The sequence below is a fragment of the Mesorhizobium sp. M0626 genome, from assembly GCF_040320665.1.
GTDB lineage: Bacteria > Pseudomonadota > Alphaproteobacteria > Rhizobiales > Rhizobiaceae > Mesorhizobium.
In genome coordinates this window covers 140,894-159,327 of record NZ_JAMYQD010000016.1, presented here as the reverse complement: position 1 = coordinate 159,327, position 18,434 = coordinate 140,894, and the positions used below count along the sequence as shown (strand labels likewise).

Genomic DNA, 18,434 nt, shown 5'->3' with positions numbered 1-18,434 from the left:
CCAGCGTTGGTCCGACAGTGGTTCGTCAGGCGGTCAGAGAACGGATGGAAGCATGCCGGATAACCAACCCTCAGGCCTATAGGGAACACTTGGCCGGTTCCTCGCAGGAGCTGCAGGAGCTGATCAATGCGGTGGTGATCCCAGAGACCTGGTTCTTTCGCGACCGAGAAGCGTTCACGATGCTGGCGCGGCATGCGCGCGCGCACAAGCCTGCTCAGCCGATAAGAATCCTGAGCCTGCCATGTTCAACCGGCGAAGAGGCTTACTCGGTCGCCATGGCCATGTTCGATGCCGGCTTTGAGGCGCATGAGTTCAAGATCGATGGCGTGGACGTCAGCAGCCGCAATATCGCGACGGCTGAACGCGCCATCTATGGCCGCAATTCGTTTCGCGGCAGCCATCTCGAATTCAAGGATCGCTATTTCGAAGCGACCGAGGGCGGGTTGCGGCCTGTTGCTGGGGTGCTGAAACAGGTTCGGTTCATGGTAGGAAACCTGTTCGGTTCTCACGCGCCTTTCGGGCAAGAGGTCTATGACATCCTGCTTTGCCGCAATTTGCTGATCTATTTCAATCGAGAGCTGCAGGATCGCGCATTGATCTGCCTGAAGGACCTGCTGGCCAAAGACGGACTTCTTCTGGTCGGTCCGGCGGAAGCAGCTCTTCCAAGGGTGCATGGCTTTATTTCCGCTGAATGGCCATTGGCCTTCGCCTTTCTGAAATCGGAGCCCGTCAAGACCACGGCGCCGAAAGTTTCGGCCGCCGTCCCGGTGCGGATGCCAAGCCCTAAGGTCAACAAGAGCGAGCCTCTTCGTCCGTTCCGACCGACAATTGGCAATGAAGGCCGCGGGCAGGCTCCGGCCAAGCCGCTTGCACGCGCCTCGGAAAGCCTCATCGCGGTTGAACGGATCGCCAATGCAGGACGCGTAAAGGAGGCACAGGAGGTCGCCCTGGCGCATCTCAGGGAGTTCGGTCCTTCCGCAGAAATCTTCTACCTGCTGGGCCTCGTCCAGGATGCGGATGGTTCTGCGCCCGAAGCCGCGCAAAGTTATCGCAAGGCGCTCTATCTCGCGCCAAATCATCGAGAAGCTCTTGTCCATCTGGCCTTGCTGCTTAGCAAGCAAGGCGACCATAACGGCGCCGAGGCGCTGGCCGGCCGGCTGGGTCGGGTCCAGAAAAGGAGCGGCAGTTGATGGCGGCTTCGACAAGGATCGCTCAGCCGGTGGAGCAGATCGAAATCAACGACTGCTGGCGGCAAATAGGCGTACGGGGTGACAAGTCATGTCCGCTACTAGAGCAGCATCTCCACTGCCGCAATTGCCCGACCTACAAGAAGATCGCACGACGCCTCCTCGACCGTGCAGCTCCCTCGGCATCTCGCGACGAATGGCCTGACAACGCTGGTCGTGCAGGGATCGATTCGGCAGACAGCGACGCGCTGCAGACGGCCGTTCTCTTCCGTTTGGGGGAGGAATGGCTGGCACTTCCGGTCGGTATTTTTCATGAAGTGGCTGAATCTCGTCGCGTTCATTCACTTCCACATCGCAGGAACAGTGCACTGCTCGGCATTGCGAATGTCCGTGGTGAATTGCTCATTTGCCTTTCCCTGGCCGAATTGCTCGGGATAGACGAGCGCAAGGAAGGGGAACAAGGCACACGAACCAAGGTATTTCGCCGCCTTGTCGTGGTAGGCGAGCGCGACAAGCGGGTTGCTTTTATGGTTGATGAGATCCACGGCTTACATCGGTACCAGGAACGCGACACTCTCGCTGTTCCGGCCATGATTGGGAAGGCACTGTCTGCCGCTACGGTTGCCGTGCTGCCATGGCAAGGACGAGCCGTTGGCTGTCTCGATCCACGACAACTGCTCACGATGCTGGATCGGAGCATCGCATGACAGATGAAGACTTCAGCCAGGTTTCGATGCTCAGCCTCTTCCAGGCCGAACTGGAGACGCAGTCACGGGCTCTGACCTCTGGACTTCTGGCACTCGAACGCGATCCTATCGCCGCCGACGCCCTGGAAGCATGCATGCGTGCCGCGCATTCCCTGAAAGGAGCTGCCCGCATCATCGACCTGATGCCCGCAGTCAAAGTTGCAAATGCGATGGAAGACTGCCTGGTCGCAGCGCAACGCGGGCATCTGAGGGTGCGACGGGAGCATATAGACGCGCTTCTGCAAGGTTCTGACCTTTTGAAATTGATCGCATCGGGATCATCGAGCGAGAGCGCCAACTCAGAAGTCGAAACCTTTCTCGCGAAGTTCGAGGGGTTGTCCCTCCCCCAGGCAAAGCCCGGTCCCCAAGATTCTGCAGCTGATTTCGCAACTCCAGATCATGCCCAGGAGCAACTGGCGACGACCTCTTCAGCGAACCTCCTCGTTGGGGCGGTACCGCAAGCCCACGGCAGCATCGGCTCTGATAGAATGGTTCGGGTGACGGCAGACAGCCTGAACCGATTGCTCGGGCTGGCTGGCGAGTCGCTGATGGAAGCTCGGCGGCTCAGGCCATTCGCTGACGGGCTGCTACGGCTGAAGCGACTTCAATCGGACCTCGCAAGTGCGTTCGACAATCTTCATGCAGTGCTGCCGCCGGTTTCAAACGATGCGGCGGTGGTGGAGGCGCTGGCTGAAGCGCAGCGAAAGCTTCGGTTGAGCCAAGCGTTCCTGGCGGAGCGTTTCGATGAGTTGGATTCAGTGGATCGGAAAGCGACCGATCTTGCCAACAGATTGTACGACGAAACGTTGGCGAGCCGGATGCGGCCTTTTGAGGACGGCGTGCGACACTATGCGAGAATGATCCGCGACCTCGGTCGTACCCTTGGCAAGCGGGTGCGACTGGAGATCGTAGGCGGCTCGACCGGCATCGACCGCGATATCCTCGAGCAGCTCGATGCCCCTTTGGGGCACCTTCTGCGCAACGCTGTAGACCATGGGCTTGAACCGCCTGAGGAGCGCCTCGCGATGGGCAAACCCGAAGAGGGGCTCATCAGGCTCGAAGCGAGGCACAATGCCGGGCTGCTGCAGATAGCCGTGGTGGACGACGGCAGGGGGATAGAGCTCTCGAAGCTGCGCGAGACCGTCGTCGCCCGGCAACTTGCAACCAGGGAAAGTGCTGAAACACTCAGCGAAAGCGAATTGCTCGCGTTTCTGTTTCTGCCAGGCTTTTCCATGAAAGCGGGCCTTACCGACGTCTCAGGTCGCGGTGTGGGGCTCGATGCAGTGCAAGCCATGACGAAGGAAGTCCGGGGAGTCGCAAGCGTCTCCTCAGAATTTGGCCACGGAACCCGATTTCAACTGCAATTGCCGCTGACACTGTCGGTCCTGCGCACGCTGCTCGTCGATGTCGATGGAGAGCCCTATGCTTTTCCACTCGCTGCCATTTCCAAGACTTTGAAACTGCAGCGGACGGAGATCAACGTCCTGCAGGGCCGGCCGCATTTTCGATTGAACGATCGACAGATCGGGCTGGTCACCGCTCGCGAGGTGCTCGATCGAGGTGAGCCCGGATCGGAACCGAACGAACTATCGGTCGTCGTCGTAGATGCGGGTCGGGGCGATGCGTACGGCCTGATCGTTGACCGTTTTCTCGGGGAACGCGAGTTAGTGATCAGACCTCTCGATCCACGGTTTGCCAAGATCAAGGACATCAGCGCAGCGGCCCTGATGGAAGATGGTTCGCCCGTTCTGATCTTCGATGTCGACGATCTGATCCGATCGGTGGAAAAGCTTGCATCGTCCAGCGGATTTCGAGCTCTTCGGCGCGCCGCGGGCGGTCCCGAAGCGAGCAGGCGCAAGCGCGTGCTCGTGATTGACGATTCACTGACGGTTCGCGAACTCCAGCGCAAGATGCTCGGCAATTACGGTTATGAGGTCGAAGTGGCGGTAGACGGCATGGACGGGTGGAATGCCGTCCGGTCTGGTCCTTTCGATCTCGTCGTCACCGACATCGACATGCCTCGCATGGATGGCATCGAACTGGTGAGTTTGATCAGAAAGGACGCTGATCTCAAGAACACACCCATTATGATCGTTTCATACAAGGATCGGGAAGAAGATCGCGCGCGCGGGCTCGACGCAGGTGCGGACTATTATCTGACCAAGAGTAGTTTTCAGGACGAGGCGCTGATCCATGCCGTCGTGGACATGATTGGCGAGGCGGCTGAATGAGATCGAGATTGGAAGCCAGCGAATGAGAATCGGCGTAGTCAACGACATGCCGATGGCGGTTGAACTTCTGCGTCGACTGGTCCTGTCGACCGGCGAACATCAGGTCGCGTGGATCGCGACCAATGGGCGTGAGGCGGTCGAGGTCTGCAGACGTGATCTGCCGGATCTGATACTCATGGATCTAGCGATGCCAGAGATGGACGGCGTGGAAGCGACGCGCAGAATCATGGCGGAAACCCCGTGCTCAATCTTGCTGGTGACCGCCAGTATCGAAGCCAACCTCGCCGGCGTCTACGAAGCAATGGGTCATGGCGCGCTTGACGCAGTCGATATTCCGTCGGTGGGCATCGAAGGCAACGCGTCCTCGCAATCCGCCCGGCTTTTGACGAACAAGATACGAACGATAGGCAAGTTGATCGGTGATGCGCCTACCCAGGCAAAAAGGCGGATGTCACGTGCGGCTGAGCCGTCAACTCGACGCCTGATAGCAATCGGCGCCTCTGCGGGCGGGCCGGCTGCCGTTGCCGCAGTCCTGAGCGCGTTTCCCGTTGATTTTGGCGGCGCGATTGTGCTCGTCCAGCATCTCGATGCTCAGTTCGTTCCAGGCCTTGTTGATTGGCTAGGGCAGCATACGCGTCTCCCGATCCGTCCGGCGGGGGAAAGGGATAGTCCACAAGCGGGCACCGTTCTCGTTGCCAGTTCTGCGGATCATCTGGTTTTCAAGTCAGCTCAGCAACTTGGCTATACGCCCAGCCCCAAGGACAATGTTTATCGGCCGTCCGTAGATGTGTTCTTCGAAAGTGCGGCGCAATGGTGGCCTGGCTCGGTGATTGGTGTTCTGCTCACAGGCATGGGCAGGGATGGTGCGCGCGGGCTGAGACAGCTCCGTGACAAGGGGCATCTCACAATCGCGCAGGATAGAGCAACCAGTGCCGTCTATGGCATGCCGAAGGCCGCCGCCGACATCGGCGCGGCTGTTGATATTCTTCCTTTGGGTGCGATCGGCTCACGTATAATCGAAGCCTGCGAGCGCTCCACGTGAAAGGCCCCTTCCGATGACGCAAGAACCAGAGTTGGTCCCGCCACTCGCAGATAACTATTCATCCATGGTTCTGCTCATCGATGATCAGATCATGGTTTGCGAGGCGGTCAGGCGCGCCCTAGCCAACGAGCCCGATATTTCCTTACACTTCTGCACCGACCCGTTGAGAGCGATGACGGTCGCGGATGAGGTAAAACCAACCGTTATCCTGCAGGATCTCGTCATGCCCGGGGTGGATGGGCTACATCTGGTGCGAGAATACAGGAAGCATGCGTCGACACGCGCGGTTCCAGTCATTGTGCTGTCGAGCAAGGAAGATCCAGCCACCAAGGGCGAAGCCTTCGCTGCGGGCGCGAACGACTATCTCGTCAAACTGCCGGATCGTATCGAGTTGATTGCACGCATTCGATATCACACGCGGGCCTATCTGGATCACGTCCAGCGAGACTCGGCACACCGAGCGCTGAGGGAAAGCCAGCGACAGCTGATCAGTGCAAATCTAGAGCTTGAACGTCTGACGCGGATCGACGGCCTGACGGGTCTCGGTAACAGGCGCTATTTTGACGAATATCTGGCGGCTGAATGGAAACGCGCTTTTCGCGCACAGTCCCCACTGTCGCTGTTGATGATCGATGCCGACAACTTCAAACGATACAACGATACCTATGGCCATATGGCCGGCGACGATGTGCTCAAGCAAATCGCCCGCGTAATCCAGAGCGGTTCCGGCCGTTCCACCGATCTCGCTGCGCGGTACGGAGGCGAAGAGTTCGTCATCGTGCTGGTCGACACTATACTGGAACAATCCAGTGCGATCGCCGAGCGGCTCGTCCAGAGCGTGCGAGAGTTGAACATACCCCACGGCCCCGATCGCGTGACCATCAGCGTCGGCGTCGCAACAGCGGTGCCCACCGAGAACGAGACGCCAAACGATTTCGTCAATGCCGCCGATTTGGCTCTGTTTCGTGCCAAATCGGAAGGACGAAATCGTGTTGCGCTTCATATGTCCCGCAGCTAGAGAAGCTCACATCTCAGTCAACGAAGCGCGCCCTGTTCGATTTGAGGACGACCTTGGCGAAGTCGGGCACCTCGAGACCTTGCCGCACCAGGCCATCAAGAGTTTTCTCAGCCGCCCTGATGGCGGCGAGCCGCGCCAGCACAGTCTCAGCCTCCAGGCGGGGGACCACGGCGACACCGTCGCGGTCGCCGACCAGTATGTCTCCCGGCGAGATGGTCACTCCTCCCACCACCACCGGGAATCCGACCGTGCCTGGACCATTGCGCGCAGGCGAGTTCGCAATGATCCCGGCACAGTAAACCGGCAACCCGACCGCCTCGATCCCGACAACGTCGCGCACGAGGCCGTCAGTGATGAAGCCGGCGGCCCCCTTGTTGCGCGCCATGCCGAGCACGAGATCGCCAGTTACCGCCGTACCGGCAAAGCTGTCGGTGGCCGCGACGATGACATCGCCACTTGCTGCGGCATCCAGTGCTCCAAACAGGGCGAGGTTGTCGGCGGGGCCGCAGTGACAGGTCACGGCAACGCCGACCATCGTCGCAGTAGCTGGCGACAGTGGCTTGATCGCATAATGCAAGGCCCCGCGTCCCCCCATGGCGTCTACGACCTGGCTAACCGGCACGCCCGCAAAAGCACTGATGATTTCTGCTGCGGGCCGTTCGAAACGGCGCTTGATGGTGAGCAGCGGTGGGTCTTCAATCATGTAGCGGCCCCATTCCCTGAACGAACGAAACACAGTCCGGCCCGAGGTCGCGCAGGCTCCGCGCCCCCATCAGTCCCATTACCCGATCGATCTCTTTGCGATATAGTTCGAGCACGTGACGCACACCGTGCTCGCCGGCAACCGCGAGCCCCCACAACTGCGGCCGCCCGATCAGACAGCACGAGGCGCCGAGCGCCAGCGCCTTCACGACGTCGGAGCCTCGCCTGACGCCACCGTCAATCAGCACCGGTATGCGGCCGTCGACAGCTGCGACAACTGCCGGCAGCGCGTCCAGCGACGCGGCGGCGCCGTCGAGCTGACGTCCCCCATGATTGGATACGATGATGCCGTCGATTCCTCGGGCTACAGCCTCGGCGGCTTCGCTGGGATGCAGGACGCCTTTCAGCAACAACGGTCCGGACCAGACAGTGCGCAGCCAGTCGACATCGGCCCAGGAGAGTCCGAGATCGAGCATTGCGGCCATCCGGCCCGCCAATGCACTGACCGTCCCCGTATCTCCGGGGCGCGCGTAGTTGCCGAAGGTCAGTTTCGGGAGTCGAGTGCGCATACGCAGTAGCCACGCCGCCTTGGTGGCGGCCGCGAGCGTCCCGGCTACCCCAAAGCGCGGCGGGATTGCAAAACCGTTGCGGATGTCGCGTTCCCGATTGCCGAGCATCTGGTTGTCGATGGTGAGAACCAGCGCCTCATACCCGGAGACACTTGCCCGTTCCACCATTTCTTGAGTGAAGCCGCGATCGGTATAGACGAACACCTGCATCCACCGCGGGCCGGTTCCGGTGGCCGCTATGTCCTCCAGCGTGCATGTCGAGCCGTGGCTGGCGCAGTAGAAGGTGCCAGCGGCTGCCGCTGCTCGTGCTGCCGCGCACTCACCGTCGGGCCAGAACAGACCGGCCAGGCCGGTTGGCGCGATGCCGAGCGGGATGGCAAGTTTCGCGCCGAAGAGGTCAAGGGAAAGGTCTCGCGTCGTTGCACCGTTGAGTGGTCGCGGCAGAATGGCAACCTCACTGAAAGCCTGCTCGTTCCGGCGCAGCGTTCGCTCATCCTCGGCACCGCCATCGGCGAAGTCGAACACCGGGCGTGGCAAAGTCCGCCGCGCGGCGACGCGGACCGCGGCCACGCTGTACAGGCGCTTCAACGCCGCCGTCGAAGCAGGCGATGCACCAACGCCACTGCTGATCAGAGCACCTGCGTTCGAGACAGTCGAGGAGCTACTCACGGTTTCTTACCGTCTATGCGACCGTGGTGCGTCGGTCCACCGCCTCCCGGAACACGCACGCGGGAGAGTGTTCCCTCAAAGGATGGATCGCTGCCGGTCGCCAGCACGCCGGCATTTGTCACCCAAAGCGTCTCGCCCAAGAAGACGCAGTTGGTCGTTGCCTTGCCGCAGACGAAGAAACCTTCCGCTGTTCCGTCCGGCCTGAGCACATGAATGCCGTTGGCGGCAATATCCGTGACATAAAGGCGGCCATCGGCTCCGACCTTCAGCCCGTCCGGGATCGGATTGGGCCCAGGCAAGCGGCCCAGGTCTTCGACGGAACCATCCGGACGCTGCCGCTTGACGCGCCCCGTATAGGACTCCCCCCAAATGATTGAGCCGTCGGCTTCGATCGCCACACCATTGGGGAAGGTCGGCTTGTCGAACCCGAGAGCAAGGTACGCACTGCCGTCGGGGTTGACGGCAAAGATGTAGCTTGGGTCCGGATTCCCCGGGTTGTATGTGCCGGGATCGCTGAAGATGAGCCGGCCGTCAGCAGCAAATACAAGATCGTTTGGCCCATTGAGCCGAATGCCCGCGACTTCGCTCAGCAGGATTTCCGGCTTTCCGCCTTCGGCAACCCGCTGGATCGATGGCGTCGTCATGTCCGCGGCCCGCCAAGGTCCGGTCGTGCCGCCGTTCTGGCAGACATAGAGCAGGTCATCCGATCCGAGAACGCAGGCGTTGGGCGCTCCGGCAACATAGGCGAACTGGCGAGCACTTCCGCCGCTATCTATGGCCGTCAGCTGGCTGCGATAGCTTTCGACGACGACAATTCGGCCATCGGGCAGCACCGTCGGGCCCTCGGGCCAGCCAAGGCCGGTCGCGACAACCTCGACGGCCAGCTTTTCAACCTCGTTCATCGTGCGACCCCCAGAACGGCAGCCTATCAAGATTTGTCGGGTATAATCCAGCCTGGCGGTCTCCGGACCCGGCGACTCAAAGATAGCTAGGCTGACGTGCGCGTTGCTGGGCCCCCTAGGCCGGCCCCCCACCCCGGCGCCGGTGAACCCCGACGGGCGGAGGCCTATGGCTACAAGCGCGAGCCGATCGGTGTCTACATAGCTCGGTAGCACTGGCTTGCTCCTCCAGGTTGCGTGGCAGGATTAGGTGCTGCTGAGGCCAGCGTGCAAGGAACAAGTGCAGGTGGAGAAGGTTGAATCTCAGTTCCTCTCCCTCTACCACTCACAAAGTCCAACAATTCTCTGCTCCGCTGCCAGGCGCTCTGGAGCCCGAGCGTTTGCAGGGCGTGCGTGTGGCCAAAAGCTGGGGAGCGCCGCAGCGCCCAGGCGTGCAAATTGCTCTCTGAACGCCGATCCTTCTCCGAAGCTGGGGAGTAGCCCCAAAATCCAACAGCAATATCATGCCTCAACGGCGGTTTTGCCACTGCCAGTTTTGCGGTTCGCTCGCCTGTCAAAAGGGACAGTCTTTCGGGTCACGATCCGGAGTGGGTTTGCCAAGGCTCCCGGAATCGAGGTGGCCCACTTTTGCGTCGGGGCTCCGCCACTCTTCAGATCAACAGCAACCAGCACCAATACGCACCAATCACCATTTGCACAGCGAACGCGGTGAACCTGAGACTGACCGCGAGTTGGCTGGTTGAGACGAGGTGGATCACCGACTGCACTATACGTGCGCCTAACATCGTGGAGGCCAAGGGATCCGTGACATCTGTCTTTGAAATGATGATCGCGACTCCGAGCAGACCTCCGAAGATTGGAAGCCCTTCAATGCAGTTGGCGTGGGCACGGGCTAACCTCCGCATAAACGGGGAGAGGGCTCCGTTATCTGGCGTAAAGCCGTTTGCCGGGACTTGCCCAGAGATCACCAGGTAGCTCCGGATAACTTCCATCACGATCAGCAGGGCCAGCGCCCACGAGATGAAGCCAGTCAATGCGTAAGCACTCGCCGACATGTGCCCTCCCCGTAGCTAGCACTCTAGGTCGTTGTAGCCGATCAACTAGTCTAATGCTATTCGACGAGGAGGGGCGGCCTGTAGTGGGGCCGAAACGGAATAGCAGCTTTTGGACGTTGTGCCCGGAATAGCTGCCGTTCAGCCAATCAGCAGTGATTGACCGCTTTCGCCCTTTAGCGACCCTTCCGCGCCAGATCAGTCGATGCTTGAAGCTGCCATTCGCAGAGTGAAAGCCGCGTCGAGCATGGTCAGAAAGGCGCGCACGGCGGGGTTGGCGCGTCGGCTTGCCGGCCAGAGCACGGTGACATTGTTTCGCTCGACCGCGAACGTGGACAGCACTGGGACCAGTTCGCCGCGCTTCACATAGGGAGCCGCCATGAAGGAGGCGCCTATGCCTATCCCACCGCCGGCTGCCAGCATGATGAGCACGGCATCGCTGGCATCGGCGACCACACCGGAATTGGGCACGATCTCGATTTCACGGTCGCCAATCCGGAAGGGCCAGCGAAAGGCCTGGCCTGTGCTCTGATACCGAAGGTTGACGGTGTCGTGCCCTTCCAGGTGATCGGGATGGGTCGGTGTGCCGCGTTCCTCGAGATAGGCTGGCGAGGCGAAGCAGCAAAGGCGATGGGGTGCGAGCTTGCGTGATAGTAGCCGGGTGTCAGCCAGATCACCGATGCGTATGGCGACATCGATCCCTTCCTCGATCATGTCCACCATCTGGTCACCCAGCCTGAGATCGACGATCAGGTTCGGATGGAGCCGACGGAAAGCCGGTAAAGCCGGAGCGATCAGATGCAGTCCGATCGGCAGCGACGCGGCCACGCGCAACGTGCCCGATGGTTCGGAGCGCGCGGTCATTGCCGCCTGCTCTATTTCCTCCGCCTCGCGTAGCAGACGCAGCGCGCGCTCATGCAGGTCGCGCCCTTCGGGCGTGAAGGTGAGCGAGCGCGTTGTACGGGTAAACAGCGACACTCCTAAATGCCGCTCGAGCCGCTGGACGCTCTTGCTGACCGCCGACGGGGAAATCGACAGCGCGCGCGCCGCTGCCGTGTAGCTGCCCAGCGATCCCGCACGCGCGAAGGCGATGATGCCAGTGAGCCGATCCAAAGTGATATGTTCCGCCATGGCATTACTTAACCGCCATCGGCACCGATTATCAACCGGCGGTCATGCCGCTACATTCGCTCCAATGACATGGATGAGCGGAGATTTCACCAATGAGCGATAAGATGAAGGCAGTCCGTCTGCACGCATTCGGTGGTCCCGAGATGCTGGTGTACGAAGACGCGCCTAGGCCGGGTGTGAAGCCCGGCGAGGTGCTTGTCCGAGTCCAGGCGGCCGGGCTTAATCCGCCCGACTGGTATCTGCGGGATGGCTATCGCGCACTGCCGCCAGAATGGCGACCCAACGCGTCCTTCCCACTGATTCTCGGCACGGACGTGTCGGGCGTCATTGAAGCGGTTGGCGCTGACGTCGCTGAGTTCAGCATCGGTGACGAGGTCTACGCAATGGTTCGCTTCCCCGATAACTTGATGACGGGTAGCAATGCCTACGCGCATTATGTCAGTGTGCCGGCATCGCATGTTGCGTTGAAACCAGCCGGCATCGACCATATTCATGCGGCTGGTGCGCCGATGTCGCTTCTGACGGCATGGCAGTTCTTGATCGAACTTGGCCACGACGAGCCGAATCCGTTCCAGCCCTTACCGCATGAGCCGGTGCCCCTCGACGGCAAGACGGTGCTCATCAATGGTGCCGGAGGCGGTGTCGGGCATCTGGCCGTCCAGTTGGCGAAATGGCGGGGCGCGCGCGTCATCGCGGTGACATCGGCCAAGAACGAGGCGCTGATGCGCGATCTCGGCGTGGATCAATTCATCGACTACAAGACAACCGCGGCGGAAGATGTCGTCCGAGACGTCGACCTTGTCCTCGACGCGGTGGGCGGCGCGGGCATGGAGCGCTTCTTCCATGTTCTGAAGCCGGGCGGCGCGCTGTTCCTGGTCAACCCACTGGGCTTCGCTGGTCACGAAGAGACAGAGAGGCTGGGGATCACGGTCTCATCCACACAGGTTCGATCCAATGGCGCGCAGTTGGCAAAAGCCGCCCGCCTGCTCGACGACGGCCTTGTGCGTGTCGTCATCGACAGCACATTCCCGCTGGCCGAGGCATCGCGCGCACATGAGCGCGCCGCCGACGGCAGTATTCAAGGCAAGATCGTGCTGGCCGTCTGAATTGTTGCTTTCAGTCCGACCGACCGACCATCGGGAGTGCAGACGATCGGGCGGGATTACGCCGTTTAGCCGACGAAGACCACCGACCGACGTCCGGCTGAATCGTGCTCGACTACAAGTGCCGCGATGGCTGCCGCGATCTTCGCGCCGCCTTGCACTGACGGTTCGATAGGATTGGCGAAGTCCGCGTCCTCATTCGATACCAAGCGCAGGTCGACGAGCGGCAAACCGCGCGAGAACGCCGCCCGGGTGATGACGTCGTTGAGGACCGTCAGGGCAGTTGCGGCAAGTCTACGACGCTGTGGGTCGGGAAAGCGCGCCTCGTAGATCGTGCAGACAGCGGTGGGTAGGTTTTGGCCCAGCGCCCCCTCGAGCATCGTACAGTAGTCGTGCTCGAATTCCTCCCGGATATCGCTGATCCTGTCCAGAACCTCGGCCACCGAACAGGCCCCCTGCTCCAGAATCCCTGCATGACGAAGAGCATCATTGCCACCGACGCTGACGACAAGATGGCTAGCATCCTGGGGGAGCCGTTCAAGCTGCCGCTCGACGCCGCTTGTGACGGCGCCGTCGACGGCGTTTAGCGTTGCACGCCACCCCTCCGGCAACCGCTCCCGCAGCTGCCGCACTACGTCGGGCCCGTGCGCGACATAGGCAGCGTTGTCAAAGATCGAATCCCCGAGAAGGACGACGTGTGGCATCGGATGCTCCGTTGAGGCCTCTGCCAATGCTGCATCAGCAGAGGAGGTAAGGTGGTGGGTTGTGACCGCGGCAGCGAGCACGGTCAGGAGATCACGGCGAGTCAGGCCACCTGCAGAACGGAACGGCATCTCAGCCGTCCAGGAACGCCAGAAGCGCGGCATTCACCGCGCTGGCCTCTTCGCGCTGTACCCAATGCGTCGCCTTCTCGAACGTCTGCAGGCCCCGATCGTTGCAAAGGGCCAGACTGCGCTCGGCCAGGCCATATTCCAGAGCTTGGTCCTGCATCCCCCACATTACAAGGGTCGGCGTCGTGATCCGCTCCTTCAGGCTTGGGCGGAAGCGCAGCGCCCGATACCAGTTGAGCATGCCTGTCAGCGCCCCCGGCCGTTCCCAGGCCTGCCGATACTCTGCGATTTCCTCCGCCGTGAAGGCATCTGTTCGGCTGGATTTGATGAGCGCCCGTGCCAGCAGAGCCGAGCGCCCCGCCCCCAGAAAAGCCTCCGGCAGCAAGGGGAACTGGAAGAAGGCCGCATAGCTGCTCCGCAGGAACTGGGTCGGAGATCGCAAGGAATGGGCAAGCAGCACCTCGGGATGGGGCGCGTTCAGGATGACGAGCCTTTCCAGGCGGTGCGGCAGCTTTGCGCCTGCGGCCCAGGCGACGATACCGCCCCAGTCATGACCGACGAGGTGAAACCTTCCGATGCCGAGCGCGTCGGCGATGGCAACGACATCGCCGACGAGCTTGGGGAGCGTGTATTCACGGATGGCTTTCGGCTTGTCACTGGTGTTGTAGCCCCTCTGGTCGGGAACGATGACCCGGAATCCGGCGGAAGCGAGCGCATCGATCTGCCGTCTCCAGCCGATCCAGAAGTCGGGAAAGCCGTGCAGGAGCATGACCGGCCTGCCTTCGGCAGGCCCAACCTGGACGACGTGAAGCCCAATGCTCCCGGTGTTGACAAACCGATGTTCAGGCGCGTGTGAGACCATCGCTGGCAACGCGGTTGTCGCCAAAGCGATCCAGCGCACATATTTTTAAATCAACGCGCGCTACCCCGACAAGATGCAAAGCTCTGCCGTTTCATCTTCCGCCAGATGGGTCATAGCAACCCAAGAACAAGTTGGGGCCGCGAGCGGACTGTCAGCTTTTAGGCTGAAGTCACGGCAAGCCGACACGCCGCTGGCGTGTGTCCGAAGCTTCGACCCAACGCCTTCAAGTGCCTATGTGTTTGCCCAGACCGAGAACATAAGCCCGATCGTCAGTGCCGTCGCTGCATATAGGGCGGGCAAAACCCGGCGGTTCACGCCCAGGCGGAGCAAGGTGTGACCAAGATGATCTGTGCCGCCGATCCAAGGTTTTCGCCCCTGCAGCAAGCGGCGACTGATTACGAAGACGGCGTCAATCAGCGGTACGGCAATCCACGCCAGGGAAGCGTCAAACCCTCTTTGCGACGCGAGTAGCACGATTGCCGCTCCGAGGAGAAGGCTGCCGCTATCGCCCATGAAAACGCGTGCCGGCGGATAGTTGAAGAATAGAAATCCCAGGCATGCTCCGACGCCCGCCATACCGAGAGCGCCGCCCAGCCCGAGGAAGGCGGCCGCGATTGCGCTCGCGGCAAGACCATCGGCATGGTCAAGCATATTGACGGCGTTGCAAGCGATCCAAATGATGATCGGAACCCACCACAGATGCGTAATGATACCGGCCAAAACAGCTGCGGCGGCCAACGCTGCTGCCTTGGCACCGGCAGAAAGAGATCGGAGGTCATCGAGCGCCCCGATCAAACAGAAGGCTGATAGCAGGAGAGTATGTTCAACGGGGAGCCATGGTGACATCGCGATCAGCATGGCGGGCCCCGCGAGCCGGGGAACCTCGCCTGATGTGTGCCACCGATCTTTCGTGACCTTGGAGACGGCTCCGATACGCCGCGCAAGACGCGCAAACAGCCAGACGCCGGGAACCGCGATGAGCAGGGCCCCGATGAACGAGACCAAGGAGCCAGACGTCAAGCAACCACTCGTTCGGTACGCATGTGCTCTATGCAGTCGAGGACCATCTGCCTCGTGCTTCGCACGGGTCGCCATCCGGTCATGGTTGTTAACAGGCTTGTGTCAGGTACTCGGTCGTATGTTACGGCGAACCGATCACCAAACACCGTGCTGGATGGTTTCATGATAATGGGCGCGGTCGTCGCGGTGGCCTCAATCACCATTCTTGCAAGATTTCCAATCTGAATCGCTTCGCTTCCGCCCAAGTTGACTGGCCGGCCACGCAATGACGGGCACTGCATTGCCAGCAGCAGACCTTCGGCGGCGTCGGCAACGTGCAGGAACGCCCGCCTTTGCTCTCCATCGTCATGGACTACGAGTGGTTCACCACGCAGCGCTGCATCGACGAACACCGGCAGGACGAGGCCGGTCGCCGAGCGCTGGCGCGGTCCGGCCATGTTGAATGGTCGAACGATCCAGGTCGGGATTCCGAATTCAAAAAACAGTCCCGCCACTAAATGTTCGATCGCGGCCTTGGCAGCTGCGTAGCCCCATCTCGGTCGCAGGTCCGTCGTCACCGGATCGGATTCCGTGATTGGCCTGTCCCGGCCGGAGCCGTAGACTTCTGAACTCGACGTGTAAAGCAGCGGACGTCGGTGTACTCTGCACGCCTCCACGATCGCACAGCCTGATTCGAGAATGCGGCTGGTGACGGCAAAACGCTCCATGTGGGCAAGCTGAACGCCGATCGGACTCGCCAGGTGGAAGACTGCATCGGCCAACCCGACCTCATTGTGGACCGCCGCGCCGTATGCCGGATCGCCAACCCTGAAAGTGCGGATCGTCAGCCGGGAATTGCCGGTGGGCAGATTGGGCAGCAGCCCGTTCGAGAGATCGTCGATGACGGTTACGGTGCAATGGCGGGCGAGCAAAAGATCGACAAGCGCCGACCCTACGAAGCCTGCTCCGCCAGTAACCAGCACATGTGTGTGCTGGCCAAATTCGACCAAGTCCGCGCTATGGTTGTCCAAGGTTGCCACGTCCTCCCACGGGAGCGTCATCTATACAGTCGAGGATGGGGCAAACAACCACTTTCATATCAAGGCTGGCTAGTTTTCGTCGCCCTCGATATCATCAGCGAACAAACACCCACCCGAAATCCTGCCAGTTCTCCGTCCTTTGGTCACCAGACCATAGCTGATTCTGGCACATTCCCCACCAATGTGGAGATTTCCGTCGTTCTGGCCGAAACAAATTGGCACGTTTCTCGCAATGCAACTTGCACCTCCAACAGCGAGTGCCGCCACTGCATAACTCAGGCCATCGACTGATATCGCGCAATTAGGCTAAGAGGCCGAGGGACTGTTCGGGGGGAGCTTTGAAGTCCGACTATCGCCCAGATATTGACGGGTTGCGCGCTATCGCAGTGGTCGCAGTGGTTTTTTTCCATTTTGACGTGCCCGGTTTTCGGGGCGGCTTTGCTGGCGTTGATGTCTTCCTTGTTATCTCCGGTTACCTGATCACGCGCCTTTTAATGGCTGAAGGCGGCGGACTGTCCCTTGTGGAATTCTACGGCAGACGCATGCGTCGAATATTGCCGGCGATGCTGGTGATGATCTGCTTCTCACTCGTTGCCGGCTGGTTTCTGTTGCTGCCGGGCGACTATGAAGGTCTGGGACGCAGTGCGGCATATTCCACGTTCGGATTGGGAAACTATTATTTCCTTTGGAATACCGGCTATTTCGATCGCGAGGCGGCGCTGCTGCCGCTGCTTCATCTCTGGTCGCTCGGCGTCGAAGAGCAGTTCTATCTCGTATGGCCGCTGTTGCTTCTGGTTGCCAACCGGCTGTCACGCGGCCGCCAGCTCCCCGTTGTCGCGCTGATCTGCATTGTTGCGCTGGTCAGCTTCTCGATCGCCCTCAATCTGGTGGAGGCCGATCCGAAGCAGGCATTCTATGTTCCCTTCAGCCGAGCCTGGGAGTTGACTATCGGCGGCCTGCTCGTCTTTGCGCCACCGAAAGGCCGCGGGCGTACGTCCAAATGGTTTGAGCTGAGCGGCCTTGGTCTTGTAGTCGCAAGCATCCTTTTTCTCTCGCCGAGCCAACCGTTTCCAGGCGTTTTCGCGCTCGGTCCTGTGATCGGGGCTGCTCTGGTCGTCTGGCCGCGGTCGCAGTCGACGATTTCGGCCGTGCTTGCGAGCGCGCCGTTGCGATCGACGGGCAGAATCTCCTACAGCCTGTATCTCTGGCATTGGCCGATCCTCGTGTTCTTCCGCCATTATATTGGCACCGCAATGCCCTCGGCGGTTGAATCGTGCGTGCTTGTAGCGGTTGCCTGGCTGGTGGCGTATCTGTCCTGGCGGTTCATCGAGGAACCCGTTCGCCGCCTGCGGGCGCCGCCATCCAGCGTGCTTCTCGCTGGTGCCGCCGCGGTGGCAATGGTTTGCCTGAGTGCCAATGCCGTGTTCGAAGCCCGTGGTTTCACCAGCAGGATCTCGAAGCAAGTCGAGGCAATGCGCAGCCTCGATGTGATGTGGGACTGGTCATGCCCGCAGATGGTCAGCATCGCTGAGTTGGGCAGTACCTTTTGCGCGTTCGGTGCGCCTTGGGACAAAGCGGCGCGCCACGCCGTGCTCTGGGGCGACAGCCATGCCGAGCATCTTGCGCCGCTGCTAGACAGCGCAGGTAAAAGAGAAAACACGGCTTTCTTTCTTTACCGCGCCTGTCCGGCCGCCTTTGGAGAAGGTGTCCACCGCGACTTTCCGGATTTGGCCGGATATCGGGAAAGCTGCTCATCGTCGCGAAAGGCCGCGGTCGCCATGCTGAAACAACGCAATGACATCTACCTCGTGGTGCTCTCCGCAGCCTGGACAAGCCTTGCCGACACCAATGTCCTTGCTGACAATGGTGAGAGGCAGACCAGCAAAGTCCTGTTGTTGCGCGATGGCCTGCGTAGCCTCATCCAGGAAGTCGAAAGGGCGGATCGGCGCGTCGCAATCATTGGCCAAGTGCCTGGTCCCGGCCTGGACCTGACTTCATGCGCAGCGATGCTCGAAAGCGGTATGCTAAGGCGTTGTTCGACCGAGATGAATAGCGAGCAAGTCTTCCGGATCTGGTCGCCTATGGTGTCCGCGCTCGCATCGCTCGTTCATGACAATAACGTCGTCTTCGTCGATCCGCTCAAAGGGATGTGTCCAGACAGACACTGCGCAACCTACGTCAATGGCGAGTTCATCTACCGAGATGGTTCGCATATACGCAGAAACCTGAAGCCCGAGACAGACGAAGCCGTCGCGCGAATGATGGGTCTCTATCCGGCCCTGAAAGGCCAGGAGCAAAACCGATTGTCGGCCGCCAACACCACGCCGTCTCAAACGGCTGGCAAGAGCAATTGA

At 60.7% G+C, this 18,434-nt stretch carries 16 protein-coding genes; 7 read left to right on the top strand and 9 right to left on the bottom strand.

What is annotated here, in order from left to right:
• Nucleotides 1–89 precede the first annotated feature (89 nt).
• From NKI37_RS21515 to NKI37_RS21495, 5 genes are all read left to right on the top strand, one after another.
• A complete protein-coding gene (locus NKI37_RS21515; RefSeq protein ID WP_245260007.1) occupies nt 90–1,190 on the top strand; it encodes a CheR family methyltransferase in 1,101 nt (366 codons plus the stop codon).
• Nucleotides 1,190–1,894 carry a chemotaxis protein CheW gene (locus NKI37_RS21510; protein WP_081726787.1) on the top strand — a complete coding sequence of 235 codons (705 nt, stop codon included), beginning with the start codon at nt 1,190–1,192 and terminating at the stop codon, nt 1,892–1,894. The genes NKI37_RS21515 and NKI37_RS21510 overlap by 1 nt, the downstream gene beginning before the upstream one ends.
• Nucleotides 1,891–4,164, top strand: a complete 2,274-nt coding sequence (locus tag NKI37_RS21505; RefSeq protein WP_023713485.1) for a hybrid sensor histidine kinase/response regulator — start codon at nt 1,891–1,893, stop codon at nt 4,162–4,164. Before NKI37_RS21510 ends, NKI37_RS21505 begins: the two co-directional genes overlap by 4 nt.
• Nucleotides 4,165–4,186: 22 nt before the next feature.
• The gene (locus NKI37_RS21500) at nt 4,187–5,206 is read left to right on the top strand and encodes a chemotaxis response regulator protein-glutamate methylesterase (RefSeq protein ID WP_023693323.1); all 1,020 of its coding nucleotides are present in this window, start codon (nt 4,187–4,189) and stop codon (nt 5,204–5,206) included.
• 64 nt (nt 5,207–5,270) lie between these two features.
• The gene (locus NKI37_RS21495) at nt 5,271–6,224 is read left to right on the top strand and encodes a response regulator (protein ID WP_023669440.1); all 954 of its coding nucleotides are present in this window, start codon (nt 5,271–5,273) and stop codon (nt 6,222–6,224) included.
• Between the two features lie 13 nt (nt 6,225–6,237).
• Here NKI37_RS21495 and NKI37_RS21490 read toward each other — a convergent pair whose 3' ends face one another.
• From NKI37_RS21490 to NKI37_RS21470, 5 genes are all read right to left on the bottom strand, one after another.
• The gene (locus NKI37_RS21490; protein WP_352787923.1) at nt 6,238–6,960 is read right to left on the bottom strand and encodes an RraA family protein; all 723 of its coding nucleotides are present in this window, start codon (nt 6,958–6,960) and stop codon (nt 6,238–6,240) included.
• Nucleotides 6,920–8,083: an alpha-hydroxy acid oxidase gene (locus NKI37_RS21485; protein ID WP_023823232.1), complete on the bottom strand. Its 1,164-nt coding sequence runs from the start codon at nt 8,081–8,083 to the stop codon at nt 6,920–6,922. The genes NKI37_RS21490 and NKI37_RS21485 overlap by 41 nt, the downstream gene beginning before the upstream one ends.
• Before the next feature lie 77 nt (nt 8,084–8,160).
• Nucleotides 8,161–9,279, bottom strand: a complete 1,119-nt coding sequence (locus NKI37_RS21480; protein WP_155923176.1) for an SMP-30/gluconolactonase/LRE family protein — start codon at nt 9,277–9,279, stop codon at nt 8,161–8,163.
• Nucleotides 9,280–9,713: 434 nt separating this feature from the next.
• The gene (locus tag NKI37_RS21475; protein WP_023682292.1) at nt 9,714–10,118 is read right to left on the bottom strand and encodes an MAPEG family protein; all 405 of its coding nucleotides are present in this window, start codon (nt 10,116–10,118) and stop codon (nt 9,714–9,716) included.
• Between the two features lie 195 nt (nt 10,119–10,313).
• Entirely contained in the window at nt 10,314–11,246 is a 933-nt protein-coding gene (locus NKI37_RS21470) for a LysR family transcriptional regulator (RefSeq protein WP_023689456.1), read from the bottom strand.
• Between the two features lie 92 nt (nt 11,247–11,338).
• Here NKI37_RS21470 and NKI37_RS21465 point away from each other — a divergent pair, with 92 nt between their 5' ends.
• Nucleotides 11,339–12,352: an NADP-dependent oxidoreductase gene (locus NKI37_RS21465; RefSeq protein WP_023682293.1), complete on the top strand. Its 1,014-nt coding sequence runs from the start codon at nt 11,339–11,341 to the stop codon at nt 12,350–12,352.
• 65 nt (nt 12,353–12,417) lie between these two features.
• Here NKI37_RS21465 and NKI37_RS21460 read toward each other — a convergent pair whose 3' ends face one another.
• The 4 genes from NKI37_RS21460 to NKI37_RS21445 all read right to left on the bottom strand — a co-directional run bounded on the left by NKI37_RS21460 (nt 12,418) and on the right by NKI37_RS21445 (nt 16,071).
• Nucleotides 12,418–13,053: an SGNH/GDSL hydrolase family protein gene (locus NKI37_RS21460; protein WP_023682294.1), complete on the bottom strand. Its 636-nt coding sequence runs from the start codon at nt 13,051–13,053 to the stop codon at nt 12,418–12,420.
• Nucleotides 13,054–13,183: 130 nt separating this feature from the next.
• Nucleotides 13,184–14,041: an alpha/beta fold hydrolase gene (locus tag NKI37_RS21455; protein WP_023823235.1), complete on the bottom strand. Its 858-nt coding sequence runs from the start codon at nt 14,039–14,041 to the stop codon at nt 13,184–13,186.
• A gap of 231 nt (nt 14,042–14,272) precedes the next feature.
• Nucleotides 14,273–14,899 carry an MraY family glycosyltransferase gene (locus NKI37_RS21450; RefSeq protein ID WP_245260008.1) on the bottom strand — a complete coding sequence of 209 codons (627 nt, stop codon included), beginning with the start codon at nt 14,897–14,899 and terminating at the stop codon, nt 14,273–14,275.
• 158 nt (nt 14,900–15,057) lie between these two features.
• Complete coding sequence (locus NKI37_RS21445; RefSeq protein ID WP_196813567.1) at nt 15,058–16,071, bottom strand: NAD-dependent epimerase/dehydratase family protein; 1,014 nt, start codon at nt 16,069–16,071, stop codon at nt 15,058–15,060.
• A gap of 347 nt (nt 16,072–16,418) precedes the next feature.
• Between NKI37_RS21445 and NKI37_RS21440 the strand changes: the two genes are divergently transcribed.
• Entirely contained in the window at nt 16,419–18,434 is a 2,016-nt protein-coding gene (locus NKI37_RS21440) for an acyltransferase family protein (RefSeq protein ID WP_023823236.1), read from the top strand.

Excerpts from the sequence above, each read along its gene's own strand:
- NKI37_RS21510 (WP_081726787.1), top strand. The coding sequence starts at position 1,190 with ATGGCGGCTTCGACAAGGATCGCTCAGCCGGTGGAGCAGATCGAAATC.
- NKI37_RS21505 (WP_023713485.1), top strand. The coding sequence starts at position 1,891 with ATGACAGATGAAGACTTCAGCCAGGTTTCGATGCTCAGCCTCTTCCAG.
- NKI37_RS21500 (WP_023693323.1), top strand. The coding sequence starts at position 4,187 with ATGAGAATCGGCGTAGTCAACGACATGCCGATGGCGGTTGAACTTCTG.
- NKI37_RS21495 (WP_023669440.1), top strand. The coding sequence starts at position 5,271 with ATGGTTCTGCTCATCGATGATCAGATCATGGTTTGCGAGGCGGTCAGG.
- NKI37_RS21475 (WP_023682292.1), bottom strand. The coding sequence starts at position 10,118 with ATGTCGGCGAGTGCTTACGCATTGACTGGCTTCATCTCGTGGGCGCTG.
- NKI37_RS21470 (WP_023689456.1), bottom strand. The coding sequence starts at position 11,246 with ATGGCGGAACATATCACTTTGGATCGGCTCACTGGCATCATCGCCTTC.
- NKI37_RS21465 (WP_023682293.1), top strand. The coding sequence starts at position 11,339 with ATGAGCGATAAGATGAAGGCAGTCCGTCTGCACGCATTCGGTGGTCCC.
- NKI37_RS21460 (WP_023682294.1), bottom strand. The coding sequence starts at position 13,053 with ATGCCACACGTCGTCCTTCTCGGGGATTCGATCTTTGACAACGCTGCC.
- NKI37_RS21455 (WP_023823235.1), bottom strand. The coding sequence starts at position 14,041 with ATGGTCTCACACGCGCCTGAACATCGGTTTGTCAACACCGGGAGCATT.
- NKI37_RS21450 (WP_245260008.1), bottom strand. The coding sequence starts at position 14,899 with ATGCTGATCGCGATGTCACCATGGCTCCCCGTTGAACATACTCTCCTG.